Below are 23,602 nucleotides of genomic sequence, written 5' to 3' on the forward strand. Positions count from 1 at the left end.
ATCTTGAACGGAGTTTTCCCATGGCGGCCTTGGACACAGATAACACCCCGCGCACCGACACCTCGGCGCTGAAGGATCTGTATCAGGTGGGCGAGATGCCGCCCCTGGGCCATCTGCCGAAGCAGATGCACGCCTGGGCCATCCGGCGCGAGCGGCACGGCGAACCCGACACGGCGTTCCAGCTTGAGGTCGTGGACGTCACGCGCCCCGACAGCCACGAGGTCTGTGTTCTGGTGATGGCCGCGGGCGTGAATTACAACGGTGTCTGGGCTGGTCTGGGCATTCCGATCTCGCCCTTCGACGTGCACAAGGCGGCGTATCACATCGCGGGATCGGATGCGTCCGGCATTGTCTGGGCGGTGGGCGACAAGGTCACCCGCTGGAAGGTGGGCGACGAGGTTGTCATCCACTGCAACCAGGACGACGGCGATGACGAGGAATGCAACGGCGGCGATCCCATGTTCTCGCCCAGTCAGCGGATCTGGGGATACGAGACGCCCGACGGCAGCTTCGCGCAGTTCACGACCGTGCAGGCGCAGCAACTCATGGCCCGTCCGCGCCATCTGACGTGGGAGGAATCGGCCTGCTATACCCTGACCCTGGCCACCGCATACCGGATGCTGTTCGGCCACCACCCCCATGAATTGAAGCCGGGGCAGAACGTTCTGGTCTGGGGCGCTTCGGGCGGGTTGGGATCCTATGCGATCCAGTTGATCAACACCGCCGGCGCCAATGCGATCGGTGTGATTTCCGACGAGGACAAGCGCGACTTCGTGATGTCGCTGGGCGCCAAGGGCGTTCTGAACCGCAAGGATTTCGACTGCTGGGGGCAGATGCCCACGGTCAATACCGACGCCTACAAGACGTGGTTCGACGAGGTGCGCAAGTTCGGCAAGGCGATCTGGGGTATCACGGGCAAGGGCGTGAACGTCGACATGGTGTTCGAACACCCCGGCGAGGCGACGTTCCCGGTGTCGACCTTCGTGTGCAAGAAGGGCGGCATGGTCGTGATCTGCGCCGGCACCACCGGATACAACCTGACGTTGGATGCGCGGTATCTGTGGATGCACCAGAAGCGGGTGCAGGGATCGCATTTCGCGCATCTGAAACAGGCGTCGTCGGCCAACAAGCTGATGATCGAACGGCGGCTGGATCCGTGCATGTCGGAAGTGTTCGGCTGGGACCAGATCCCTGCGGCACACACCAAGATGCGCGCCAACGAACACAAGCCGGGCAACATGGCGGTTCTGGTGCAGGCGCCGCGCACCGGCTTGCGCACCTTCGAGGACGCCGTCGAGGCCAGCCCGTTCGGCTGAGCGCCGGACGTTCGGGGCACCGGCCGGGTTTGTCGCGCCGGACAGGGCAGGTCTTGAGGGTTCAATGACTTGCCTGACCCCGCCTCACCATATCGGGGGAGTTGAAAAGTGTGAATATCACCGGGCAACCTATACATGCTAGGGTTGATTGGTAGTGACGTTCATGCTTGGAATAGGGGTGTCGCCGATGGCGAATGACTGGATACTTGACGTACTGACGGACTTGAAGCAATTCGCGTCGCGCAATGATCTGTCGGCCCTGGCCGAGCAGTTGGAGCGGGCGTCTGCGGTGGCGGCATTCGAAATCGCCACCGGTGAACAGCGGGCCGTGGCCCTGATCGGACGAAATGCGGCAGAAGCGCGAATGGTTCATCGAGAGGTTGCAATCCACGACGACGCTTGACGATCTGCGCGCCGAAATCTTCCGGCTGCGGGATGCCTTCGAAGCGGAACATCTGGTCTATCATTCCGTCAACTCCATCGGCGAACAATATGCCGCACTGACCTATTCCGACGCCTGGGTAAGCGAATACACCACACAGGATTACGCCCGTATCGATCCGGTGGTGCAGGGCTGTCTGCGCCGCTTTCATCCGGTGGATTGGAAACAGCTCGACTGGTCGCCCAAGCCCACCCGCGCGTTCCTGGGCGCGGCCGTCGACAACGGCGTGGGCCATCAGGGGTATTCGGTGCCGATCCGTGGCCCCAGCGGCCAGTTCGCGCTGTTCACGATCAGCCACCGCGCCACTGACGAGGCCTGGAAAACCTTTCGCGACGCGCACCTGTCCGACCTGATCCTGTTGGCGCATTTCATCAACCAGAAGGCGCTGGAAATCGAACGCGGGTCCGATCACATCCCGGTGCAGAAACTGTCACCGCGCGAGGTCGATGCCCTGACGATGCTGGCGTCCGGTCTGAACCGGGCCCAGGCCGCCGATACCCTGGCCATCTCTGAACACACATTGCGCGTCTACATCGAAAGTGCGCGCTTCAAGCTGGGCGCCAGCAACACCACCCACGCGGTGGCCAAGGCGCTGGCGCAGGGGCTTCTGATCCTCTAGCGGGGATTCGGCAGGAAATTCTGCCGACAGTTTTAGGCAACGCGCGCTTGCGCAGGCGCGTATTAACCACAACCGGGCGATCCCTTCCTTCACCTCAAGCGAAGGAAGATCAGGATGATCCGGTATATCTATGGCAATGGCCTGTCCACTTATCCGCGGCTGCGCGACAGCATGTTCGCCGACCGCGCGGCCCAGTTCCGCCATCGTCTGGGATGGGACGTGGCGCTGGACGATGCGGGGCGCGAACGGGATCAATACGACGCGCTGAACCCGCTTTATATCATCTGGGAACGTCCCGATGGCCTGCATGGCGGATCCCTCAGGTATCTGCCGACCACCGGGCGCACCATGCTGGGTGAACATTTCGGTCATCTTGCCGATCCGGTGCGTGATCCGCTGATCTGGGAATGCACGCGGTTCTGCCTGGCACCGGGGGCGGGCGGCCATGTGTCGGCCGCGCTGATGCTGGGCGGGCTCGAGGTCGGGCTGAACCTTGGTCTGACCCATGCCGTCGGCGTCTTCGATGCCCGGATGCTGCGGGTTTATGGCCGCCTCGGCTGGCCGCCAGCGGTGCTGGGGCGCGACGGGGCGGGACGGGACGCGATCTGTGCGGGTCTCTGGACCTATGGGCCGGAGTTGCGGGCGGCGTTGCTGGCCCGCGCCGGGGTGTCATCAGAAGTGTCGCGTCATTGGTATCGGCGGGCCTTTGGGGATGGGAAACTGGTTCTGGCGGCCTGACGTCTCTGGGCATCGGCGCGGCGCGCGATTAAGGTCCGCGCCATGCAGATGCCCGCCGAAACCGCCCAGATCGCCTTTTCCGAAGACCAGGCCCTGGCCTATGATCGCATCACCGAGGTGCTGCGATCCGCCGGTATCGATCTGGACAACGACACGTGGCGCCCCATGGCCGAAGGCAAATCCCACCTGTTGGCCGTCGTCGGCAAGGCCGGATCGGGCAAGACCCTGCTTCTGGCACGGCTTTACAAGGCGCTGGAGGAGGCGGGGGTCGATGTCGTGTCCGGCGATTACGAATCGCGCAGGAAGAAAGATCGCCGCACGCTGGCGATCCTGGCGCCGACCAACAAGGCGGCTTCGGTGCTGCGCAACCGTGGCGTGCCGGCGACGACGATCCACCGCATCCTCTATACCCCTGTTTACGATCCGGAATACGAAAAGGTCGCCGAATGGCTAGCCGGAAACGGCGAACGCCCGGTGGTCGAGGGACTGACCGATCTGGCGCTGGATCGTGCGCTGGCGTTTTACCAGACGAACAAATCTGTGCCCGGCGCGCTGGCCACCGCCGGGCTGCGCGGCAGCGATTTCATCACCGGCTGGAAACGCCGGGAGGAGCCGCTGGATATCGGGCTGGTCGATGAATCCTCGATGCTGGACAACCGCCAGTTCGAGGACCTGCAAGAGATCTTCCCGACGCTGCTGTTGTTCGGCGATCCGGCACAGTTGGCGCCGGTGCAACAATCCGGGGCGATGGTCTTTGACACGCTCGAGCCGGAACGCAAACTGGTGCTGCACCGGGTCCACCGACAGGACAAGGACAACCCGATCCTGGACCTCGCCCATGCCCTGGCCGACGACTCCCTGACCTTCGACACATTCGAGCGGATGGTCGAGGACGCGGCACAGCGCGACGGTCGCGTCGTGCTGGCGCAGCGGGTCGAGGCGTCGAAAATGGCGCGCTCGCCGGTTCTGGTCTGGCGCAACGCCACGCGGATCCGGCTGATCCACGCCTTTCGGGCGGCGTATGGCGCACCGCCCGACGCCCTGCTGCCCGGTGAGCCGTTGATCTGCGACGGTCTGGAACTGCCGCTGAAGCACCGCAAGAAACGCATCGACCTCGAGGCGCGGGGCCTGATCAAGGGCGCGCAGGTGATCTTTCTGGGGCAGGGGCGCAAGCCCGGATTTTCGCGCCTGCACGTCATCGGCGCCGAGGATCCCCAGGTCAGTGCCGCCTCGATCGTCAAGATCGAGATGCCGGACGAGGAAGAACCCTTCATCCCCTTCGCCGCGCGCATGGGGGCGACGTTCCTGCACGGCGCGGCGGTGACGATCCACAAGGCGCAGGGGTCGCAATGGCGCGACGTGCAGGTGTTCGCCCCCGACCTGTTCGCCGCCGCCCGCGTCGGACGCACCGAAGCCGGGATCGCGCTGTGGAAGCGGCTCGCCTATGTCGCGATCACGCGGGCCGAGGAACGGCTGTTCTGGGTGGTGCGCAACCGGCTGGCGCGGCCCGATCAACCCCTGGGCGTCGATGACCTGACGGCGGCACCGGCGCCGCTGTCGCTGGAAAGCGGGGAGGAAGACGCCTGAGATCGGCGATTGCGCGCACCGGTCACACCCAGATCCGGATCATTGGGCCGACCGCGCGGCCTTCCATTCGGGCAGGGGGAACACCCGGTCATAGCTCCAGTTGAACACGAACGCATAGATCATGTAAAAAACGGCAAAGGACACGTCCATCACCAGAGCCCGCCACAGCGTCAGGTCCAGATACCACGCGATGAACGGCAGAAGGACGAACAGAAGGCCGATTTCGAACAGGACCGTGTGAAGAACGCGCATGGCCAGCGTCTTTTCGGTCGTGCCGGTCTGCCGCCGCAGCCAGAGATCGAACACGAAGTTGTAGACGATGTTCCACAGCGTCGCGATCGTGGCACTGACGATCCCGACGACACCCAGGCTCTGCATCGGCACCCCGAAGGCCAGCGCGCCAAGAGGCACGACGAGAAGAAGGGCGATGATTTCAAAGCTGATGGCGTGACGCAGACGGTCGAGCGGAGAGCGCATGACTTCCTCAATAAACGGCGCCGGGTCGTCCCGGCAAATAACCCATTATCGGGAGAGGTCGTCCTCAGTGGCGGTATCTAGCATCGGCCGATGGGCGCTTCAAGACGGTGGCGGTTTCGGGAAATTCCGCTCTATCCGCGCACAAAGCGGAAAGCCTGGGATGCCGCCCAGCCCGCACCGATGGCAAGCACGAGCGACAGCAAGCCATAGAGCAGCGGCTGTTCGTGGGCGAGGTTATAGACGAACCGTTCAAGCCCGACTTTCTGAACATAGATTTCCGTCTCGAAGGTCGAAATGACCTCGCGGTCGCGGGTCAGCAACAGGCGCACGACGTAATCGCCCTCGACCAGGTTCGCCGGCAGCGTGATCGACGTGTCGAACAGTGTATCCTCAAGAATGTTCACGGTGCTTTCGTTGTTTTGATACAGGTCCGCGCGACTGCGGATGCGCACCAATGCGTCGGTGAACAGGTCCGTGTATTCGACCGTATGGGCGGCACCGACGGTTCGGATCGCCTGGGGGATGCTGACGGAGTACCGCAGATCGTCGGTGAACGACAGAACCTCGGTCAGCGGCCCCGAGGTGGCGATGGCATAGAAGCTGGGCGCGCGGTTGATCTTCAGCGCCGCGCGGTTGACCCAGATCCCGGCCCAGCGTTCCTTGCGCCGCACGGTGATCTCCTGCGACGGCCCCGAGACGGTGACGATGATGCCGGGGGGCGTTTCGCCGCGCATGGGCGCGCTGCGCTTCACCGTGCCGAAGATCAGCAATTCGGTGCCGTCGAAGGCGGCAGTGATGGCGATGCGGTTCTGCGACAGGCCGGCCAGCACGCTGTCCTCCTCGGGCGCGGCGTTGGCGGGCAACGCAAGACACAGCAGCATCAGCGCAGCGCGGATCATGACCAGCCCTCGGTGATCGAATACACCTCGTCCGGGGGCACCAGAAGGTCGAACGCCAGTTTGCCGCACACCAACAGGACCAGCCCGGCCAAGAGGATGCGCAACTGTTCTGCGTTCATCCTTGTGCCGATGCGTGTGCCCACCTGGGCGCCGATCACGCCGCCGACGATCAGCAGCAGGCCCAGCATGATGTCGACGGTATAGTTCGTGGTCGCGTGCAACAGGGTGGTGGCGGCGGTCACGAAAACGATCTGGAACAGCGAGGTGCCGATCACCACCTTCGTCGGCATCCCCAGCAGATAGATCATCGCCGGCACCATGATGAAACCGCCCCCCACACCCATGATCGCGGCCAGGATCCCCACCAGTATTCCCACGATCACCGGCGGGATCACCGAGATATACAGCCCCGACTTGCGGAATTTCACCTTCAGGGGTAAGGCCTGGATCCAGGTGTGATGCCGGCGCGTCACCCGCCCGCCCTTGCGGCTGCGGCGAATGGCGTTGAGGGATTCGACGAACATCATCGCGCCGATGATGCCCAGAAAGACGACATAGAAGATATTGACCAGCAGATCGACCTGCCCGAGCTGGCGCAGCAGGTTGAAGACCTGCACCCCCAGGAAGGATCCGATCAGACCGCCGATCAGCAGGACTGTTCCCATACGCAGATCCACCGTCTTGCGCTTGAGATGCGCCAACAGGGCGGAAAACGACGATGCCACGATCTGGTTGGCCGAGGTGGCAACGGCGACGGCCGGCGGAATACCGATGAAGAACAACAGCGGCGTGATCAGGAAGCCGCCGCCGACACCGAACATGCCCGACAGGATGCCGACAAGCCCGCCAATGCCCAGCAACAGGAAGGCGTTGATCGAAACCTCGGCAATGGGCAGATACAGCTGCATGTCGGTGTGTCCGTTTCGGCGTTTGTCCGATCAAAGCAGGTCGTGCGCACCAAGGCCAGTGACGGTGCGGTTATTTCCGTCCTAACGGGTGCGCAGGAACGCGCGGAGCACCTTTTCCAGCTTTGCCGCACCGATCGGCGCCATTTCCTTGGTGTGTTCGTGGCTGATGGTTTCGTCGCTCATGCCCGCGGCCATGTTGGTGACGATCGAGATGGCGGCGACCTTCAGGCCGAGGAACCGCGCCAGGATCACCTCGGGCACGGTCGACATGCCGACGGCATCCGCCCCCAGTATCCGGATCGCGTTGATTTCGGCCGGGGTTTCGAACGAAGGGCCGGAATACCAGGCATAGATGCCTTCATCCAGAATCTCGTTTTCCTCACCCGCCGCCGTCAGCAACGCGTTGCGCAGATCGCGGTCGTAAGCATCGACCATCGAGACGAACCGCGCATCTGTCGGCTCGCCGATCAGGGGGTTCATGCCGGAAAAGTTGATGTGGTCGTTCAGCATCATCAGGCTGCCTGGCGGCATGTCCTCGCGCAGGGATCCGGCGGCGTTGGTGGCGATCATCGCTTCGGCGCCCAGACCGGCAAGAACCTCCAGCGGCAGGCGCATGGCGTCTGCGCGCCCCTTTTCATAATAATGCGCGCGTCCGCCGAAAACCGCGACGCGAACCCCTTCGAGGTCGCCGATCACCAGCCTGGGATTGTGCCCCGACACCCCCGCGTGGGGAAAGCCCGGCAGATCGGCATAATCGACCGACACCCCGTTGATCGCATCCGCCAGGTGCCCGAGGCCCGATCCCAGGATCAGGCCATAGCGCACCTTGGCCGATCCGGTTTTTTCACGGATCAGATCGACGAGTTCGTCAGCGTTCCTTGACATAGGCCTGTCCTCCGGCACGGGGGGGAATTGCCTTTCCGACGAACCCGGCCAGGATCACGACGGTCAGGATATAGGGCAGGGCCTGCATGAATTGCGTCGGGATCGGCAGGCCCAGAAGTTCAAGGCTCTGATAGCGGTTTCCGATCGCATCCAAAAGGCCGAACAGCAGGCAGGCGCCCATGGCATACCACGGCCGCCATTTCGCAAAGATCAGGGCGGCCAGCGCGATATATCCGCGCCCCGCCGTCATGTCCTTGACGAACCCGGCGGCCAGACCGGTGGCCAGGTAAGCCCCCGCCAGGCCGCACAGCAGACCGGCGATCAGAACCGCGGAATACCGCAGTCGCACGACGGAAATGCCGGCGGTGTCGACCGCGCCCGGATTTTCGCCGACGGCGCGCAGGCGCAAGCCGAACCGGGTGCGGAACAGGATGTACCATGTCGCGGGAACCGCCAGGAACGCCACATAGACCAGCACCGTATGCCCCGACAGAAGCTCGGAATAGATCGGCCCGAGCACCGGCACGTCCGCCAGGGCGTTGGCAAAGGGCAGGGTGATTTCCTGAAACCGTCCGCCGTCGATCAACGCCGGGGTGCGCCCGCCCTCGTTGAACCAGTCGCGCGCGATCAGCACGGTCATGCCCGACGCAAGGAAGTTCAGCGCGACGCCGGAAATCAGCTGATCGCCGCGAAACGTGATCGACGCGATGCCATGGATCAGCGCGAACACCAGCGACGCGGCAATCCCCGCCATCAGGCCCAGCCAGACCGAACCGGTCATCGCGGCGACGGCAGCGGAAAAGAACGCGGCGGCCAGCATCTTGGCCTCGAGACCGATGTCGAAGATCCCGGCGCGTTCGCTGAACAGGCCCGCAAGACAGGCCAGCAGCAGCGGGGTTGCAAGCCGAACGGTGGAATCGAGGATCTGAATGATCGTGATGAGTTCCATGGCTTACTCCGCCGGATCGATTTTCGGACGCCTGCGGCCGAAATGCAGGAAGGCGCCGGTGACCGGGCCGCGCACCATGTTGTCCAGCGCGCCGGTGAACAGGATCACCAGCGCCTGAATCACCAGAACCATCTCGCGCGGGACCGAGGTTTCGAACTCCAGCTCGGCGCCCCCCTGATACAATGCGCCGAACAGCACCGCCGCGATCAGCACACCCACCGGGTGCGACCGACCCATCAGCGCCACGGCGATCCCGACGAAACCGGCACCCAGCACGTTGTCCTGCAACAGCCGCTGCTGTTCGCCCATCACCGCGTTCACGGCCATCAACCCGGCCAATGCACCGGAAATCAGCATCGTGATCATGATGATGCGGAACGGCGCGATCCCGGCATAGCGGGCGGCCGGTTCTGAATGGCCATAGGCGCGGATTTCGTATCCCAACCGGGTGCGCCACAGCAGCAGCCAGACCAGGAAACACGCGATCAGCCCCAGAAGGAACGACACGTTCAGCGGCGAGCGGGCGAACTTGATCCCCACCAGCGCAAAGATGTCGCGGGCGTTGGGCAGGAACGTGCCTTCGGGGAACCGCGCGCTTTCGGGGGCCATGCCCGGCGCCTTCAGTGCGCCCACCAGAAGATACACCAACAGCGCCGAGGCGATGAAGTTGAACATGATCGTGGTGATGACGATGTGCGATCCGCGCCGCGCCTGAAGATATGCGGGGATCGCCGCCCAGGCCGCGCCGAACAGCGCCCCGCCGACAATGGCGAACGGCAATGCCAGCGCCCAGTGCGGCCAAGGCAGCGCTAGGCAGACCAGCGCGACGCCGAGCGAGCCGAGTTGCGCCTGTCCTTCGCCGCCGATGTTGAACAGCTTGGCATGGAATGCCACCGCCACGGCCAACCCGGTAAAGATGAAGTTGGTGGCATAGAACAACGTATAGCCCCAGCCATAGGTCGACCCGACCGCGCCCTTGACCATGATCTGCATGGCGTTGACCGGATCCTCGCCGATCAGCAGCACGACAAGCCCCGACACGAACAGCGCCAGCAGCAGGTTGATCAGCGGGATCAGGACCACGTCGGCCCACTTGGGAAGGCTCATGTCATTGCACCTTGCCGTGGCGTTCGGCCAGGTTCGCCTCGACCTCCTGCACTGTGTGCGGGGTATCCGTATCCGTAATTCCGGCCATCAACAGCCCCAGTTCGCGTTCGGTCGTTTCGGACGGCAAACGTTCGCCCATGATCCTGCCGTCGAACATCACCGCGATGCGGTCGGACAGCGACATGATCTCGTCCAGTTCGACCGACACCAGCAGAATCGCCTTGCCGGCATCGCGCAACGCCACGATCTGTTGGTGGATGAATTCGATGGCGCCGATGTCGACACCGCGTGTGGGCTGGCCGACCAGCAACAGGTCGGGATTGCGCTCCAATTCGCGGGCGATGACGATCTTCTGCTGGTTGCCACCGCTGAAATTCTTGGCCGTCTGCCAGCAATCCGCCGGGCGCACATCGAACTTGGCGATCTTTTCCTCGGTATCGCGGCGCAGCGCGTCGTTGTCCATCAGCCAGCCGCGGTTGTATTTCGGATCGTGGTGATAGCCGAAGGCGACGTTTTCCCAGGCGTGGAAGTCCAGGATTAGACCCTCGCGGTGGCGATCCTCGGGGACATGGGCAATACCCCGCGCGCGCCGCGTGCGGGCATCGGACAGCTTGCCGGTCAGGTCCAGATCGGTGCCGTTCAACGTGACGCGACCGGTGGCCTCGCGGCTGCCGCCCAGCACGTCCAACAGTTCAGACTGGCCGTTGCCCGCCACGCCGGCGATGCCCAGGATTTCACCGGCGCGCACGTTCAGCGACACGGATTTCAACCGCTCCACACCCTTGTCGTCCTTTACGCGCAGGTTCTCGACGTCCAGCACGATCTGTTTCGGCGCGGCGGGGGCCTTGTCGACCCGAAGCAGCACCTTGCGCCCGACCATCAGTTCGGCCAGCGCCTCGGGCGACGTTTCGGCAGTCTTCACCGTCGCCGTCATCTCGCCGCGTCGCATGACCGACACGGTGTCGGTGATTTCCATGATCTCGCGCAGCTTGTGGGTGATCAGGATGATCGTCTTGCCCTGCGCGCGCAGCCCTTCGAGGATGCGAAACAGGTGATCGGCCTCGGCGGGGGTCAGAACGCCGGTGGGTTCGTCCAGGATCAGGATGTCGGCCTGGCGATACAGCGCCTTCAGGATCTCGACGCGCTGCTGCATCCCCACGCCCAGATCCTGGATCAGCGCATCGGGATCGACGTTCAATTCGTATTCGGCGGCCAGTTCGGTCAGCAGCTTGCGCGCCTTCGACAACGATGGCGTCAGCCGCGCGCCCGATTCCGCGCCCAGCACGACGTTTTCCAGCACCGTGAAATTCTCGACCAGCTTGAAATGCTGGAACACCATGCCGATGCCGGCGGCAATGGCCGCCTGGCTGTCGGGGATGGCCGTCTTGCGTCCGGCGATGAAGATATCGCCCCCGTCGGCCTTGTAGAATCCATACAGGATCGACATCAGCGTCGATTTCCCGGCGCCGTTTTCGCCGATGATGCCATGGATCGTGCCCGGCATGACCCGGATCGAGATGTCCTTGTTCGCCTGCACCGTGCCGAAGGCCTTCGAGATGCCTTTCAACTCGATCGCGGGGGCGTCGGGGGCGGCGGGCCGCCCCCTTTCGCTGTGCCCTGTCACGCCGGCGCTCACATCACCGGGCAGCTGTCGTCGGTGGTGTAATCATGCACCTCGATTTCGCCGGCGATGATCTTTTCCTTGGCCTCTTCGACGGCGGCGGTCATCTCGGGCGTGATCAGGTCCTTGTTGTTCTCGTCGACCGCGTAACCGACACCGTTGTTCTCAAGCCCGAGGGCGTTGATCCCGGTGGGCAGTTCGCCGTCGGCGGCGGTGTTGAAGACGGTATAGACGGCGTTATCGACCCGCTTGGTCATCGAGGTCAGGACCGAACCGGGGTGCATGTAGTTCTGGTTCGAATCGACGCCGATGGAATAGACACCCTCGTCCGCTGCCGCCTGAAGCACGCCGACCCCGGTGCCGCCCGCCGCGGCGAACACAACGTCGGATCCCTGGCTGATCTGTGCCTTGGTCAGTTCGGCGCCCTTCACCGGATCGTTCCATGCGGCCGGGGTGGTGCCGGTCATGTTCTGGATCACGGTGATGTCCGGATTGGCCGCCTTGGCGCCTTGGGCGTAACCACAGGCGAACTTGCGGATCAGGGGCACGTCCATGCCGCCGACAAACGACACGGTGCCGGTTTTCGACGCCATGGCGGCCAGCATGCCGACCAGATACGATCCCTCGTGCTCGGCGAAGACGATCGACTGCACGTTGGGCTGGTCCACCACCATGTCGACGATCGCGAACTTGGTGTCGGGATAATCCGGCGCGACCTTTTCCAGGGTCGAGGCATTGGCGAAGCCCAGGACGATGATCGGGTTTGCCCCGCGTTCGGCCATCCGGCGCATGGTCTGCTCGCGCTGCGCCTCGGACGACAGCTCGGTTTCGATATAGTCGCCGCCGGTGTCCTTCACCCAACGCTGGGCGCCGTTATAGGCGGATTCGTTGAACGATTTGTCGAACTTGCCGCCAAGATCGATGATCAGGCCCGGTTCGGCCAGAGCGGCGCCCGCGGACAGGGCCAGCGCGGTTGTGGCACCGAGAAGTTTCTGCATGAGGGTCATTGGTCGTCTCCCGTGTTGTATCGGTTTTTGGGGCGCGCCGTAAAACGCCGGCCCGGAATCGCGGTTGTTTCGGTGTCGCATCACGTCTGAATAAGGCCGCAGCGGTCGGGGGCGGTCAACCCGTTTTCGGGGCACGAGACCCCGGCCGACGGAACGTTTCGCAGTATTCGACCGCATGACGTGGTGTCACCCGGCGCAGGGCGAGCGAGCGAGGCGGGGCAGGGCGCAGGCCATGACGATAGCATCGCTGGCTGGCCGACCCGGATGCGCGTAATACCCCCGACGCCGACCGCAGACCTCGTAGCCCATCGCGTCGTAAAGCGCCCGCGCGGCGGCATTTTCGGCATCGACCTCAAGAAAGATCCGCACGGCACCCCGGGCCACGGCCTGCACATGCAGATCGTGAAGGCACCGGCGTCCCAGGCCGTTCCGACGACAGGCGGGATCGACGGCCAGCATCAGAAGCTCGGCCTCGTCCAGCAGGACGCGACCCAGGGCAAAAGCCTGCGGTGTTGCGGCCAGAACAGTCTCGGGGCGGGGCAAAAGGTCGGCAAATTCGTCCCTGCTCCACGGGCGCGCGCCGTCCATGGCGGCGGCGTGCAGACGGGCCAGCGCATCGGGCGTCACGGCAGGATGACGGGTGCCGGATCACGGGGCGGCGCGGCGTCGGCGGGCCGCAGATAGAGCGGCGCGGGCCGGGGTGCGGTGACCGGATCGGCCCCGGCCGCGATCCGCGCCATCGCCTCAACCAACGGAAACGCCGGGTCGCGCCACGGCGCCCCCAGGGCGGCGGCCACCCTGGGGGCGGGCGCACCCACGCAGACAAAGGGCGCGGCAACGTCGGGCAGGGCACCTGCGTCATGAAACCCGGGCGCCGCGGCGTAGCCTTCGGCGAAAACTTGGGCACAGAACGCGTCGCGCGGGGCGGCGACCAGCGAAAGAACGCGGCCCGGAATCCCCAGCGCCTGCGCTTGCAGCGTCGAGACGCCGATGGCCGGAATGTCCAGCGACAAGGCCAACCCCCGCGCCGCGGCCACCGCAATCCGAAGGCCGGTGAAATTGCCCGGGCCGGTCCCGACCGCGATCCGGGTCAAATCATGCCATCCGATACCCTGCGCCGTCAGAAGTTCGGCCAGCATCGGCATCAACCGCTCGACCTGACCGCGCTTCATGTCTTCGTGGACAGACCCGAGGACGGCCCCGTCCGCAAACAGGGCCGCTGAGCAATAGGCACCCGAGGTGTCGAACGCGAGGATCATGAAAGGCCGCCGGTGGGAAAGGGATCGCTTAGACGCCTCCATACCCGATGCCGGGGCAGGCCCGCAACGCGCGGCGCCATGCCGGGGTATCGCGAACCGTCAGACGGTGACGGGGCGCACTTCGGTGACCTCGGGGATGTAATGGCGCAGCAGGTTCTCGATCCCCATTTTCAGGGTCAGAGTCGAAGACGGACAACCGGCGCAGGCCCCCTGCATGTGCAGGTATACGACGCCGCGATCGAACCCGTGGAACGTGATATCGCCGCCATCCTGCGCCACGGCCGGGCGCACCCGCGTGTCCAGCAGCTCCTTGATCTGGCCCACGATCTCATGGTCCGGCCCGTCGTGTGCCGCGTGCCCGCCAGAGGTGTCGGCCTCGCCCTCCATCACCGGGGCGCCCGACTGGAAATGTTCCATGATGGCACCCAGAAGCGCCGGCTTGATGTGTTCCCAGTCAACGCCGTCGTTCTTGGTCACGGTGATGAAATCGGTCCCGAAGAAGACGGCGGCCACCCCATCGACGGCGAACAGCCGCTGCGCGAGCGGCGATTTTCCACCGGCATCGGGCGTCGGGAAATCTGCGGTGCCCGCGTCCAGCACGGTTTGCCCCGGAAGGAACTTCAGCGTCGCCGGGTTCGGCGTTGATTCGGTCTGGATGAACATGGAAGGCCCCCTTTCGGTCAGGCACCAGATATGCGCCCGACGACGCGGGATGTCAACGATCTGGAACGATTCTAAGGTGCCGGGGCAAGGGCCCCTCCGCGCACCCATGTCATTCCGCACGCAACGCTGGATCCGGTCGTAAGGTGAAGACCCACCTAAGACACCGCCTCAAGCTGTTCCTTGCTCAGATCGCCGGGAACGATGGTGATCGGGATGGCCAATTCTCCGATGTTGCGGGTCAGTTGGCTGACGATCGGGCCGGGCCCGCCCTTGTCGTCGCTGGCGCCCAAAACCAGAACGCCGATTTCGCGATCGTCGCGGATCTGTGCCAGGATTTCGGGCACGGGCTCGCCCTCGCGGATCACCAGTTCGGGATCGACCCCCTGGCGGTCGCGCATCCACTTTGCGAAAACCTCGAAATGCACCTCGATCCGCTCGCGCGCTTCCTGGTGCATGATGTCACCGACGCCGATCCAGTGATTGAACTCCTCGGGCGGGATGATGGCGAGGATCTGGACGCCGCCGCCCGTCTTTGCCGCGCGCATGGCGGCAAAGCGCATCGCGTTGAGACATTCACGGGTGTCGTCGAGAACGACAAGAAACTTTCGCATGGGGGCTCCTGTCAGTGCGGCCGGTCACGCTGGGGCGATGATGCCGAAGCCTCGAAGATCTGGCAAGGACGGCGATGGCAGGGTGAACCGGCCTGGATCAGCGGGCCGCGCGCGCCCAGTCCCAATAGAGCGCGCGCGCCCGCAGGGTGATTGGGCCCACCGGGTAGGAGACGCCCTCGAACCCCGTGACGGGTGTGACCTTGGCCATGTTGCCGCTCAGGAACACCTCGTCGGCGGCCTCGAAATCGGCGAACCCCAGCACCGTCTCGTGGACGCGCACGCCGTCGGCGCGCAGATTGGCGATATGGCGGGCGCGGGTGATGCCGGCCAGGAAGGTGCCGTTGGCGATCGGGGTGAAAACCTCGCCGGCCTTCGCCATGAACACGTTGGCCGTGGCGGATTCCGCCACGTTGCCCAATGCGTCGGCGACCAGGGCGTTGCCGAAGCCGCGGCTTCGCACCTCGCGCAACATCCGCGCGTTGTTGGGATAAAGGCATCCCGCCTTGGCGTTGACCACGCTGCTTTCCAGAACGGGGCGGCGGAACTGGGTGCGTCCCAGCGTGACCGAGGCGTCGGGGTCCGGCATCGCGATCTGCTCGAGACAGATGCAGAACGCGGTGCCCTCGGCGCGCGGCACGATCGCGCTGGCGTCACCTTCGGTCGCCCAATACATCGGCCGGATGTAAACCGCGGCGTCGGCGGGATAGGCGGCCAGCCCCTCCATCACCAGATCGACCATGTCGCCGGTCGAACAGGTCGGCCGCAGCATCAGCGCTTCGGCCGAGCGGTTGACCCGTGCGCAATGGGCCTCGAGATCAGGTGCCACGCCGTCCACCCAGCGCGCACCATCGAACACTGTGCTGCCCAGCCACGCGCCGTGATCGGCCGCGCGCATGATGGGCAGGTCGCCGTCATGCCACGCGCCCTCGAACCATGTGCGGATGTTGATACCTGTGGCCATCGGGGTTCCCTTTCAAACGACGCGCGGGTTTTAGACCATGCCGGGCACGTCGGGTCCAGAACGACTTGCGGGCCGCCGCGCAAGGCCGCGGGTCCGGGATGCCTCCGGCGGGAGTATTTCCGGCAAGAAAAAACCGCGCGTTCAAGGCGTGGGCGTCCCGGCTTTTTCTTGCTTCAAATACTCTCGCGCGAAGCGCGTCCGACGCGGATTTGAAACGATGTCCTGTCGTTCCCATATCGTCTCTCAAGGAGATATCTCATGCATTATTCCGTTCTCGATCTTTCGCCTGTTCCCGAAGGCGAAAACGCCGCGCGGGCGATCGCGAATTCCGTCGACCTGGCGCGTCATGCCGAAAGCTGGGGCTATCACCGCCACTGGATGGCCGAGCATCACAACATGCCCGGCATCGCCAGTGCGGCGACGTCGGTCCTGATCGGTCATATCGCCGATGCCACCCGCACGATCCGGGTCGGGGCGGGAGGCATCATGTTGCCCAATCACGCGCCGATCGCCATAGCCGAACAATTCGGCACGCTGGCCACGATCCATCCGGGGCGGATCGACCTGGGGCTGGGGCGGGCGCCGGGCGGCGACATGGCCGTGGCGCGCGCGTTCCGCCGGCCGGGCAGCGATGATTTCCCACAGGATGTGGTCGATCTGATCGGCTATCTGGGCGAACCGCGCGAGGGCGCGGCGGTGCGCGCCCATCCGGGCGAGGGGACCCATGTGCCCGTCTGGATCCTCGGCTCGTCGCTTTATGGCGCGCAACTGGCGGCGCACTTGGGGCTGCCCTATGCCTTCGCGTCGCATTTCGCACCCGACGCGCTGGAGCAGGCGTTCGAGGTATATCGCCGCCATTTCCGCCCTTCGGCGCAACTGGGGCGGCCGCATGCAATGCTGGCGGTCAACGTATTCGCCGCCGATACCGATGCGGAAGGCGCGTTCCTGCGCACCTCGATGGAGCAGGCCTTTGCCCGCCTGCGGACCGGCCAGCCCGGAAAACTGCCGCGTCCGGTCGAGGACATAGGTGCCGCGATCGGCGCGCCGATGTTGCAGGGTGTCAACCACGCCCTGCGGATCACCGCCACCGGATCGCCAGACAGCGTGCGCGCGAAACTGTCCGAGTTGATTGCCGCCCACCGGCCCGACGAAGTGATTCTGACGGGCCAGATCCATGACCACGCGGCACGTCTGCGATCGTTCGAGATTGCCGCCGACGTTCTGTCGGGGTGGAACAAGACCCACGCGGCCTGACGCCATCGGCTGTTGATCGCCTCGCCGGCCGTTCGGGGCCGCGAGGGAATTGCGCGCGCGCTGTGGACACCCCGCGCGAAATCGCGGACGTTTCGCGGGCGGGATCGGCCATGGCCGACCGTTGATCGACGCGTTGCAATGGAGGCGGACCCGATGCCGACGATTCTTGTCTATGGCGACAGCAATTCACACGGGACGCCGCCCATGGCCGAGCGTGGCGTCTGGCAACGCATGACTGCCGCCAAACGCTGGCCCATGGTGATGCAGCGCGCCCTGGGCGCCGAATGGGACGTGATCGTCGAGGCGCTGCCCGGGCGCACCACCGTGCATCCCGATCCTGTGGAAGGCCAGCACAAGAACGGCCTGCCGCCGCTGCGCGCGATACTCGAAAGTCACGCGCCGCTGGACTTGGTGGTGCTGATGTTGGGGACCAACGATCTGAAGATGCGGTTCAACCTGCCGGCCATCGATATCGCCACATCGGTGGGCCGGCTGATCGAGGAGGTCCGCAACAGCGCCGCCGCCGGCGACATCATGGTCGTCTGCCCGGCACCTGTGCGCGAGGTCGGCTGTCTTGCCGACGTGTTCCAGGGCGCCGAGACGCGCGGTGCCGGTCTGTTCGTGCACATGATGCAGGAGGCGGCGCGGCGCGGTTGCGGGTTCGTCGATGCCGGCGCCCATGTTTCGGTCGATCCGCTGGACGGTGTGCACCTGGATGTGCGCGCCCATGCGGTGCTGGGCGCCGCCATGGCCGAAGCGGTGCGCGACCGCCATGCCCGGATGCAGAAGGGGCCGCTGGCATGATCCGGGCCGTGTCCGGCGGGCTGATCCTGCTGCTGTTGGCGGCCTGCACCCCAGAGCCCGAGTCCCCCGGCATCGGTCCGGGCGGCTACGATCCCGACATGATCCGGAACCAGCAGGCGGCCTGCGAAAAACGTGACGGGCGCTGGGCCGAAGGCCGCAAGGGCGGTGGATTCGTCTGTTACCTTGAAACGCGCGATGCGAACCGGCGCTGCACCGCCGCCACCGATTGCGAGGGCCTTTGCCTTGCGCGCTCGGGCACCTGCGCCCCGATCAAGCCGATTTTCGGCTGTAACGAAGTGCTGAACGCCCTCGGGGCGCGGACAACGCTGTGCGTGGAATGATCCGCGCGCTGAGTGTCGTGCTGCTGCTCGGCGCCTGCGCCGCGCAACCGGTGGAAAGCCCCGACCGGTCCGCCGTTTATCGGGACGGCGACATCACCATCGCCTCGAACGCATTGTTCGATCCGCGCCGCTTTGGCGGAACGTGGTACGAGGTGGCGCGATATCCCGTGGCCTTTCAGGCGGGCTGTGTCGGGGCGCGGTCGGAGTATACGCTGCAGGCCGGCGGAACGTTCGACATCGTGAACACCTGTGGCGACGGGCCGTCGGCAGGGGTTGCCCGGCGGATCGAAGGGCGCGCGCGCGTCGTCGGTCCGGGGCGGTTGTCGGTGGACCTGGACGGGGTCGCAACCGATGCCCCGTATTGGGTGCTGTGGGTGGACGAAGGGTATCGCACCGCCGTGATCGGCATGCCGTCCGGCAGGGCGGGATGGATCCTGAACCGCGATGTGCGGATTCCGCCCGACCGTCTGGCGGCGGCGCGCGAGGTGCTGGCCTTCAACGGCTATGACCTGTCGCGCATGGTGCATGTGCCGCCGGCCCCGTGAAGCGCGGTGATGCTGGTTCGCGTGGCTTGGACGGGGCGGCGTTGGGCGAATCGTGTTGTGGTTCACTGCGGGCAGGGCACAGGCGCATGCGACGGGGATCGGAGCGCGCCGCGCGGGCGTAGTGCCGTCGGCAAGAAGTTGGGCCCGGGTGGCCAGCGCGTTGAAACTCTGTCAGGGGCATGGCGTCACCGCGTCGCGCGATTTCCGCATTGGCCTTCGCGCATGCGCGGCATAGGTTCTGCAGGGCTTGCAAGGAGAGACGACAGATGTCCGATATTGAAAGTTATCAACCGCCGAAGGTCTGGACCTGGGACACCGAGTCCGGCGGCACGTTTGCCAGTACGAACCGGCCCATTGCCGGGGCGACCCATGATGAGGAGCTTCAGGTCGGTCGCCATCCGCTGCAACTGTATTCTCTTGCGACGCCGAACGGGGTCAAGGTCACGGTGCTTCTGGAGGAATTGCTGGAGGCCGGTATCGAGGGCGCGGAATACGACGCTTGGCTGATCCGCATCGGCGAGGGCGACCAGTTCGGCAGCGATTTCGTCGCGATCAATCCGAACTCCAAGATCCCCGCGATGATGGATCATTCGACCACACCGCCCACCCGGATCTTCGAATCCGGTGCGATCCTGCTGTATCTGGCGGAAAAGTTCGGCGCCTTCCTGACCGATGCCGACCACCGCGCCGAGATGTTGTCGTGGCTAATGTGGCAGATGGGCAGCGCGCCTTACCTCGGGGGCGGTTTCGGCCATTTCTATGCCTATGCCCCCTACAAGATGGAATACCCGATCAACCGCTTCGCGATGGAAACGAAGCGGCAGCTGGATGTGCTGAACCGGCATCTGGCCGATCACGAGTGGATGGCCGGTGGCCAGTACACCATCGCCGATATCGCGATCTGGGCGTGGTACGGGCAGCTGGTCCTCGGGCGGCAGTACGATGCAGCCGAGTTTCTGGACGTCGAAAGCTATACCCATGTTCTGGCCTGGGCGAAGAAGATCGACGCCCGTCCGGCCGTTCAGCGCGGGCAGATCGTCAACAAGACCAGCGGCCCGTTGGAGCGGCAACTGCACGAACGCCACGATGCCACCGATTTCGACACCGAAACCCAGGACAAGATCGCCGGATCGGAGTGATCGTCGCCGGCCGGTTCGCGGTGCGGGCCGGCCCGTGACCTGTGGCGCCGCGGGATCCGGCCTAGCGGCCCCTGAACACCGGCGGGCGTTTTTCCAGGAAGGCAGTGCGCCCTTCGATGTAATCCGCGCTGGCGTAACAGGCGGCGACCATGCGGGCCACGTGGTCGTGGTCGGGGTTTTCCGCTTGGGCCGCGCGGATCGCCGCCTTGGCCGCGGCGATCGTCAACGGGGCGTTGGCGGCGATGCGGCCGGCCAGTGCCTCGACCTCTGCGCCCAAGGCATCCACGGGCACCACGTGGTTGACCAGCCCCATGGCGCGGGCCCGGTCGGCGTTGAACAGCGTCGCGGTGTACAGCACTTCGGCGGCGACGGACGGGCCGACGGTATCGACCAGCCGTGTCACCGCGTCCAGGCCATAGCCGAGGCCCATCTTGCCCGCCGTGATCCCCAACCGCGCATCGTCGGCGCAGATCCGCAGGTCACAGGCCAGCGCCAGCGCCATGCCGCCCCCGACACAGACGCCCCGGATCATGGCGATGGTGGGTTTGGCGAAATCGCAAAGCTGGCGCTCGGCGGCCTCGGAGGTGCGGTTATAGTCGGCGACGGCGGCGTCGCCCGATCGCTGCTCTCCGAATTCCGAGATGTCGGCGCCTGACACGAAGGCCCGGTCTCCGGCGCCCGACAGCACGACGACCCGCACCGCACCGTCATCGCCCAGCAACGCCAGGGCATCCGACAAGCCCGCCCACATCGCAAGCGACATCGCGTTCAGCTTTGCGGGCTGGTTGAACAGGATCCGTCCCACCGGCACGCCCGCGGTGACGACGATGCGTCCGTCCGCCAGATCGTGGGTGCGTGCCGCCGTCGTGTCCGCCATTGTCCGTCTCCATCCCTGTCCAACACATTGTCGGTATATACGGGACCGGCCGCGATGCCAGTCGCATGGCCATGGACCTGGCGCGGCGCGCCGCCGTCTTGGTGCGATGGGTCAGAACAGGCTTGCCCCGCGATCCCGGTGCCGACATTCTGGGGCCATGGTTCCGCGTCGGCGTCTGGCATATCACTTCGGGCTGGCAGCCCTGATCGCGGCCCTTGCCGTTGCGCCGATCCGCGCCGAGGTGCGCCCGAAACCGCGCCCGCCGGGGCTGGTTGACGTGATCCCCGAAACCCAATGGGATCATCACGGGCGCGGCGCCGCCTGGACCCGCGCCGCCCTGGCCGCCCTGAAAAGCCATGGCGCGCCCCTGGCCGATACCGTGCCGGGCGATATCGGGCAGTGGTGCCCCGGCTATGCCACCGGCGATGCGGCGCAGCGGCGCGCGTTCTGGGTCGGGTTTCTGTCGGCCCTGGCGAAATACGAAAGCCGCTGGCGGCCTGGGGCGGTCGGGGGCGGCGGGCGCTGGTTCGGTCTGTTGCAGATCCTTCCGGCGACGGCGCGCGGATATGGCTGCCGCGCGCGGTCGGGCGCTGCGTTGAAGACCGGGGCCGACAACCTGTCCTGTGCGATCCGCATCATGGCCCGCACCGTCCGGCGCGACGGTGTGATCCACGCCCGCACGCCACGCTGGAGCGGTGTCGCCGCCGACTGGGGGCCCATGCGATCGGACCGGAAGCGCGCCGAGATGGCCGAATGGCTGAGGTCGCAGAGCTATTGCCAGCGCATGACCAGCCCGCGACCCAAGGCGCGACCGGCGTTGCGCGCGTCGGGCAACACGGCCGAGGCGTCGGCCATCGCCAGGATCCGTCCGGTGCATCCCGAAAGGCGGCAGGTCTTGCCACCGTCGCCGCCACCTGGCCGTGACTTCGCCGCGTCAGACCGGCTTTGACACCGGGATCCAGCGGGGGCGCGCGGTGCTGTCGATCAGCGACAGGGCAGGCGCGTGGCGACCGCCCAGGGCCAGCGTGGCGCGTCGCAGCATCTCGATCCCGTCTTCGGACCGCACCGGCAGCGCGGTGGGCGAAATCGCATCGCCGATCCGGACGCGATAGGGTTGCCGCATCTTGTTCAGCGTCTCGTGAAACAGCGTGATGTCGCGCAATGTCGGGTGGATCAGGTCGAACAGATAGAACAGGGCCGAATTGCGCGCCTGGATGTTGACCGGGATCACCGGCAGATCGAACCGGCGGGCAATCATCGCGGCGCTGGTCATCCAGGGCCGTTCATGCAGTTTCAGGCCGCGCCGCTTGGCCAGGCGCCCCGAGGGAAAGATCAGCCCAATGCGTCCGTCGGCGATGGCCCGCCGGGTCAGCGCCATGGTTTCGCGGGTTTTGGTCAGCGATCGCCGGTCCTGCCGCCATTCGACCGGCAGGATGAGGCTGTCCATTTGCGGCATGATCCGCAGGATGTCGGAGTTGGCATAGATGAACAGGTCGGGCCGGCGGCGCGCGATCAGATGATGCAGGATGATGCCGTCGGCAATTCCCGTGGGATGGTTGGCCACCAGCAGGGCTGGACCGTGGCGGGGGATATGTTCAAGCCCCGAGACGCAGACCTTTTTGGCCAGCAGGCGCCCCATGAACGACATCAGTTCGGGGGTTGGACGGTCTTTCAGGCGTTCGGCGATTTCGACGGTCTTGCCGTATCCCAGAAGGGTTTCCAGGCCGCGGCGCGCCGTGGCCGCGAATTGCGTGTCCCGATACAACCACGGCGCGCGCTCCGCGATCAGGGGATCGATCCGGTGTCTCATGGCGTCCTCGGAACACTGACCTGTCTTTTGTAAAGACAGGTAATATCGAATCTGTTCCGCGTCACGTCAAAGTGACGAAAATCGGCCGCCGCTGTTGTTTTTGACCACCCTGTAACGACGATGCGCCCGGCACGGGGCCGGGCGCATGCGATCAGCGGTCAATCGCTGCCTCAGGCGGCGGGGCGTTCGTGACGGCCTTCCTGGACCTCTTCGATGATCTTGGCCACGAAGTCGTTCAGATCATCGGGATTGCGGCTGGTGATGATGCCGTTGTCGACGGCGACGGATTTGTCCACCACGTTGGCGCCGGCGTTCTTCAGGTCGGTCCGGATCGACGGATACGACGTCATTTCGCGCCCCTTGACCACATCGGCCTCGATCAGCATCCAGGGACCGTGACAAATGGCCGCGACGACCTTGCCGGCCTTCACGAACTCCTTCACCCGGTTCACGGCGTCGGGTTCGGTGCGCAGGATGTCGGGGTTGATCTGGCCGCCGGGGAGCACCAGCGCATCGTAATCGCTGACATTGGCGTCGGAAATCGCCATGTCGACCTTGGCCGTTTCACCCCAGTCACCGCCGTCCCAGCCGCGGATGTCCTTGCCATCGGGGGATGCGACGTGAACCGTGGCGCCCGCCGCGGCCAGCTTGTCGCGCGGCACTTCCAGCTCCGATTGCTCGAAACCGTTGGTGGACATGATCAGAATCTTGGCGTTTGCAATCTCTGGCATTGTTCATTCCTTGTGTTCCGGATGCGTCCCCGTGGGACGCTGTCGGATCAGC

At 65.2% G+C, this 23,602-nt stretch carries 27 protein-coding genes; 11 read left to right on the top strand and 16 right to left on the bottom strand.

Annotated features, from left to right (window positions below; genetic code table 11):
* Nucleotides 1-20 precede the first annotated feature (20 nt).
* The 5 genes from ccrA (at nucleotide 21) to CFP68_RS12355 (ending at nucleotide 4,702) form a co-directional block, all read left to right on the top strand.
* The gene (ccrA, locus tag CFP68_RS12340) at nucleotides 21-1,316 is read left to right on the top strand and encodes a crotonyl-CoA carboxylase/reductase (protein WP_099827239.1); all 1,296 of its coding nucleotides are present in this window, start codon (nucleotides 21-23) and stop codon (nucleotides 1,314-1,316) included.
* A gap of 154 nt (nucleotides 1,317-1,470) precedes the next feature.
* Nucleotides 1,471-1,719: a hypothetical protein gene (locus tag CFP68_RS17925; RefSeq protein WP_145953449.1), complete on the top strand. Its 249-nt coding sequence runs from the start codon at nucleotides 1,471-1,473 to the stop codon at nucleotides 1,717-1,719.
* On the top strand, nucleotides 1,664-2,377 hold the full coding sequence (locus CFP68_RS12345) for a helix-turn-helix transcriptional regulator (RefSeq protein WP_099827240.1): 714 nt from the start codon (nucleotides 1,664-1,666) through the stop codon (nucleotides 2,375-2,377). Before CFP68_RS17925 ends, CFP68_RS12345 begins: the two co-directional genes overlap by 56 nt.
* A gap of 114 nt (nucleotides 2,378-2,491) precedes the next feature.
* A complete protein-coding gene (locus tag CFP68_RS12350) occupies nucleotides 2,492-3,115 on the top strand; it encodes an acyl-homoserine-lactone synthase (RefSeq protein WP_099827241.1) in 624 nt (207 codons plus the stop codon).
* Nucleotides 3,116-3,157: 42 nt separating this feature from the next.
* Nucleotides 3,158-4,702 (top strand): ATP-dependent DNA helicase, encoded by a 1,545-nt coding sequence (locus CFP68_RS12355; protein WP_099827242.1) that lies wholly within the window; start codon nucleotides 3,158-3,160, stop codon nucleotides 4,700-4,702.
* Between the two features lie 39 nt (nucleotides 4,703-4,741).
* On the opposite strand, the gene CFP68_RS12360 is transcribed toward CFP68_RS12355, so the two are convergent.
* From CFP68_RS12360 to CFP68_RS12420, 13 genes are all read right to left on the bottom strand, one after another.
* On the bottom strand, nucleotides 4,742-5,179 hold the full coding sequence (locus CFP68_RS12360; RefSeq protein ID WP_099827243.1) for a PACE efflux transporter: 438 nt from the start codon (nucleotides 5,177-5,179) through the stop codon (nucleotides 4,742-4,744).
* Nucleotides 5,180-5,310: 131 nt separating this feature from the next.
* A complete protein-coding gene (locus CFP68_RS12365; RefSeq protein ID WP_099827244.1) occupies nucleotides 5,311-6,078 on the bottom strand; it encodes a TIGR02186 family protein in 768 nt (255 codons plus the stop codon).
* Nucleotides 6,075-6,986, bottom strand: coding sequence for a sulfite exporter TauE/SafE family protein (locus tag CFP68_RS12370; protein WP_099827245.1), 912 nt, complete (start codon nucleotides 6,984-6,986; stop codon nucleotides 6,075-6,077). The genes CFP68_RS12365 and CFP68_RS12370 overlap by 4 nt, the downstream gene beginning before the upstream one ends.
* Nucleotides 6,987-7,067: 81 nt before the next feature.
* The gene (locus CFP68_RS12375; RefSeq protein WP_099827246.1) at nucleotides 7,068-7,871 is read right to left on the bottom strand and encodes a purine-nucleoside phosphorylase; all 804 of its coding nucleotides are present in this window, start codon (nucleotides 7,869-7,871) and stop codon (nucleotides 7,068-7,070) included.
* Nucleotides 7,855-8,820: an ABC transporter permease gene (locus CFP68_RS12380; protein WP_099827247.1), complete on the bottom strand. Its 966-nt coding sequence runs from the start codon at nucleotides 8,818-8,820 to the stop codon at nucleotides 7,855-7,857. The genes CFP68_RS12375 and CFP68_RS12380 overlap by 17 nt, the downstream gene beginning before the upstream one ends.
* Before the next feature lie 3 nt (nucleotides 8,821-8,823).
* Nucleotides 8,824-9,927 (bottom strand): ABC transporter permease, encoded by a 1,104-nt coding sequence (locus tag CFP68_RS12385; protein WP_099827248.1) that lies wholly within the window; start codon nucleotides 9,925-9,927, stop codon nucleotides 8,824-8,826.
* Nucleotide 9,928: 1 nt separating this feature from the next.
* Nucleotides 9,929-11,551, bottom strand: a complete 1,623-nt coding sequence (locus tag CFP68_RS12390) for an ABC transporter ATP-binding protein (protein ID WP_099827358.1) — start codon at nucleotides 11,549-11,551, stop codon at nucleotides 9,929-9,931.
* A gap of 8 nt (nucleotides 11,552-11,559) precedes the next feature.
* Entirely contained in the window at nucleotides 11,560-12,555 is a 996-nt protein-coding gene (locus CFP68_RS12395) for a BMP family lipoprotein (RefSeq protein WP_099827249.1), read from the bottom strand.
* A gap of 186 nt (nucleotides 12,556-12,741) precedes the next feature.
* Nucleotides 12,742-13,182 carry a GNAT family N-acetyltransferase gene (locus CFP68_RS12400; RefSeq protein WP_099827250.1) on the bottom strand — a complete coding sequence of 147 codons (441 nt, stop codon included), beginning with the start codon at nucleotides 13,180-13,182 and terminating at the stop codon, nucleotides 12,742-12,744.
* Complete coding sequence (gene tsaB / locus CFP68_RS12405) at nucleotides 13,179-13,814, bottom strand: tRNA (adenosine(37)-N6)-threonylcarbamoyltransferase complex dimerization subunit type 1 TsaB (protein ID WP_241524069.1); 636 nt, start codon at nucleotides 13,812-13,814, stop codon at nucleotides 13,179-13,181. The genes CFP68_RS12400 and tsaB overlap by 4 nt, the downstream gene beginning before the upstream one ends.
* A 99-nt stretch (nucleotides 13,815-13,913) precedes the next feature.
* Complete coding sequence (locus CFP68_RS12410) at nucleotides 13,914-14,477, bottom strand: NifU family protein (protein WP_099827252.1); 564 nt, start codon at nucleotides 14,475-14,477, stop codon at nucleotides 13,914-13,916.
* 155 nt (nucleotides 14,478-14,632) lie between these two features.
* On the bottom strand, nucleotides 14,633-15,088 hold the full coding sequence (locus tag CFP68_RS12415; protein ID WP_099827253.1) for a universal stress protein: 456 nt from the start codon (nucleotides 15,086-15,088) through the stop codon (nucleotides 14,633-14,635).
* 97 nt (nucleotides 15,089-15,185) lie between these two features.
* Nucleotides 15,186-16,049 carry a branched-chain amino acid aminotransferase gene (locus CFP68_RS12420; protein WP_099827254.1) on the bottom strand — a complete coding sequence of 288 codons (864 nt, stop codon included), beginning with the start codon at nucleotides 16,047-16,049 and terminating at the stop codon, nucleotides 15,186-15,188.
* Between the two features lie 258 nt (nucleotides 16,050-16,307).
* Between CFP68_RS12420 and CFP68_RS12425 the strand changes: the two genes are divergently transcribed.
* The 5 genes from CFP68_RS12425 (at nucleotide 16,308) to yghU (ending at nucleotide 20,132) form a co-directional block, all read left to right on the top strand.
* A complete protein-coding gene (locus CFP68_RS12425) occupies nucleotides 16,308-17,303 on the top strand; it encodes an LLM class flavin-dependent oxidoreductase (protein WP_099827255.1) in 996 nt (331 codons plus the stop codon).
* 153 nt (nucleotides 17,304-17,456) lie between these two features.
* The gene (locus tag CFP68_RS12430; RefSeq protein ID WP_099827359.1) at nucleotides 17,457-18,107 is read left to right on the top strand and encodes an SGNH/GDSL hydrolase family protein; all 651 of its coding nucleotides are present in this window, start codon (nucleotides 17,457-17,459) and stop codon (nucleotides 18,105-18,107) included.
* Nucleotides 18,104-18,448 carry a hypothetical protein gene (locus CFP68_RS12435; RefSeq protein WP_099827256.1) on the top strand — a complete coding sequence of 115 codons (345 nt, stop codon included), beginning with the start codon at nucleotides 18,104-18,106 and terminating at the stop codon, nucleotides 18,446-18,448. Before CFP68_RS12430 ends, CFP68_RS12435 begins: the two co-directional genes overlap by 4 nt.
* Nucleotides 18,445-18,993: a lipocalin family protein gene (locus CFP68_RS12440; protein ID WP_099827257.1), complete on the top strand. Its 549-nt coding sequence runs from the start codon at nucleotides 18,445-18,447 to the stop codon at nucleotides 18,991-18,993. Before CFP68_RS12435 ends, CFP68_RS12440 begins: the two co-directional genes overlap by 4 nt.
* 266 nt (nucleotides 18,994-19,259) lie before the next feature.
* Entirely contained in the window at nucleotides 19,260-20,132 is an 873-nt protein-coding gene (gene yghU / locus CFP68_RS12445) for a glutathione-dependent disulfide-bond oxidoreductase (protein ID WP_099827258.1), read from the top strand.
* Nucleotides 20,133-20,193: 61 nt separating this feature from the next.
* On the opposite strand, the gene CFP68_RS12450 is transcribed toward yghU, so the two are convergent.
* On the bottom strand, nucleotides 20,194-21,009 hold the full coding sequence (locus CFP68_RS12450) for an enoyl-CoA hydratase (RefSeq protein WP_099827259.1): 816 nt from the start codon (nucleotides 21,007-21,009) through the stop codon (nucleotides 20,194-20,196).
* A gap of 157 nt (nucleotides 21,010-21,166) precedes the next feature.
* Between CFP68_RS12450 and CFP68_RS12455 the strand changes: the two genes are divergently transcribed.
* Nucleotides 21,167-21,958, top strand: coding sequence for a transglycosylase SLT domain-containing protein (locus CFP68_RS12455; protein ID WP_099827260.1), 792 nt, complete (start codon nucleotides 21,167-21,169; stop codon nucleotides 21,956-21,958).
* On the opposite strand, the gene CFP68_RS12460 is transcribed toward CFP68_RS12455, so the two are convergent.
* Together CFP68_RS12460 and CFP68_RS12465 are read right to left on the bottom strand one after the other, a co-directional pair.
* A complete protein-coding gene (locus CFP68_RS12460; protein ID WP_099827261.1) occupies nucleotides 21,944-22,819 on the bottom strand; it encodes a lysophospholipid acyltransferase family protein in 876 nt (291 codons plus the stop codon). The two genes, CFP68_RS12455 and CFP68_RS12460, sit on opposite strands and share 15 nt — an antisense overlap.
* A gap of 170 nt (nucleotides 22,820-22,989) precedes the next feature.
* Entirely contained in the window at nucleotides 22,990-23,550 is a 561-nt protein-coding gene (locus tag CFP68_RS12465; RefSeq protein ID WP_099827262.1) for a type 1 glutamine amidotransferase domain-containing protein, read from the bottom strand.
* Nucleotides 23,551-23,602 lie beyond the last annotated feature (52 nt).

This window comes from Oceaniglobus indicus (assembly GCF_002751875.1).
Lineage (GTDB): Bacteria > Pseudomonadota > Alphaproteobacteria > Rhodobacterales > Rhodobacteraceae > Oceaniglobus > Oceaniglobus indicus.

Excerpts from the sequence above, each read along its gene's own strand:
- ccrA (WP_099827239.1), top strand. The coding sequence starts at position 21 with ATGGCGGCCTTGGACACAGATAACACCCCGCGCACCGACACCTCGGCG.
- CFP68_RS12345 (WP_099827240.1), top strand. The coding sequence starts at position 1,664 with ATGCGGCAGAAGCGCGAATGGTTCATCGAGAGGTTGCAATCCACGACG.
- CFP68_RS12350 (WP_099827241.1), top strand. The coding sequence starts at position 2,492 with ATGATCCGGTATATCTATGGCAATGGCCTGTCCACTTATCCGCGGCTG.
- CFP68_RS12355 (WP_099827242.1), top strand. The coding sequence starts at position 3,158 with ATGCAGATGCCCGCCGAAACCGCCCAGATCGCCTTTTCCGAAGACCAG.
- CFP68_RS12360 (WP_099827243.1), bottom strand. The coding sequence starts at position 5,179 with ATGCGCTCTCCGCTCGACCGTCTGCGTCACGCCATCAGCTTTGAAATC.
- CFP68_RS12365 (WP_099827244.1), bottom strand. The coding sequence starts at position 6,078 with ATGATCCGCGCTGCGCTGATGCTGCTGTGTCTTGCGTTGCCCGCCAAC.
- CFP68_RS12370 (WP_099827245.1), bottom strand. The coding sequence starts at position 6,986 with ATGCAGCTGTATCTGCCCATTGCCGAGGTTTCGATCAACGCCTTCCTG.
- CFP68_RS12375 (WP_099827246.1), bottom strand. The coding sequence starts at position 7,871 with ATGTCAAGGAACGCTGACGAACTCGTCGATCTGATCCGTGAAAAAACC.
- CFP68_RS12380 (WP_099827247.1), bottom strand. The coding sequence starts at position 8,820 with ATGGAACTCATCACGATCATTCAGATCCTCGATTCCACCGTTCGGCTT.
- CFP68_RS12385 (WP_099827248.1), bottom strand. The coding sequence starts at position 9,927 with ATGAGCCTTCCCAAGTGGGCCGACGTGGTCCTGATCCCGCTGATCAAC.
- CFP68_RS12395 (WP_099827249.1), bottom strand. The coding sequence starts at position 12,555 with ATGACCCTCATGCAGAAACTTCTCGGTGCCACAACCGCGCTGGCCCTG.
- tsaB (WP_241524069.1), bottom strand. The coding sequence starts at position 13,814 with ATGATCCTCGCGTTCGACACCTCGGGTGCCTATTGCTCAGCGGCCCTG.
- CFP68_RS12410 (WP_099827252.1), bottom strand. The coding sequence starts at position 14,477 with ATGTTCATCCAGACCGAATCAACGCCGAACCCGGCGACGCTGAAGTTC.
- CFP68_RS12415 (WP_099827253.1), bottom strand. The coding sequence starts at position 15,088 with ATGCGAAAGTTTCTTGTCGTTCTCGACGACACCCGTGAATGTCTCAAC.
- CFP68_RS12420 (WP_099827254.1), bottom strand. The coding sequence starts at position 16,049 with ATGGCCACAGGTATCAACATCCGCACATGGTTCGAGGGCGCGTGGCAT.
- CFP68_RS12425 (WP_099827255.1), top strand. The coding sequence starts at position 16,308 with ATGCATTATTCCGTTCTCGATCTTTCGCCTGTTCCCGAAGGCGAAAAC.
- CFP68_RS12430 (WP_099827359.1), top strand. The coding sequence starts at position 17,457 with ATGCCGACGATTCTTGTCTATGGCGACAGCAATTCACACGGGACGCCG.
- CFP68_RS12435 (WP_099827256.1), top strand. The coding sequence starts at position 18,104 with ATGATCCGGGCCGTGTCCGGCGGGCTGATCCTGCTGCTGTTGGCGGCC.
- CFP68_RS12440 (WP_099827257.1), top strand. The coding sequence starts at position 18,445 with ATGATCCGCGCGCTGAGTGTCGTGCTGCTGCTCGGCGCCTGCGCCGCG.
- yghU (WP_099827258.1), top strand. The coding sequence starts at position 19,260 with ATGTCCGATATTGAAAGTTATCAACCGCCGAAGGTCTGGACCTGGGAC.
- CFP68_RS12450 (WP_099827259.1), bottom strand. The coding sequence starts at position 21,009 with ATGGCGGACACGACGGCGGCACGCACCCACGATCTGGCGGACGGACGC.
- CFP68_RS12455 (WP_099827260.1), top strand. The coding sequence starts at position 21,167 with ATGGTTCCGCGTCGGCGTCTGGCATATCACTTCGGGCTGGCAGCCCTG.
- CFP68_RS12460 (WP_099827261.1), bottom strand. The coding sequence starts at position 22,819 with ATGAGACACCGGATCGATCCCCTGATCGCGGAGCGCGCGCCGTGGTTG.
- CFP68_RS12465 (WP_099827262.1), bottom strand. The coding sequence starts at position 23,550 with ATGCCAGAGATTGCAAACGCCAAGATTCTGATCATGTCCACCAACGGT.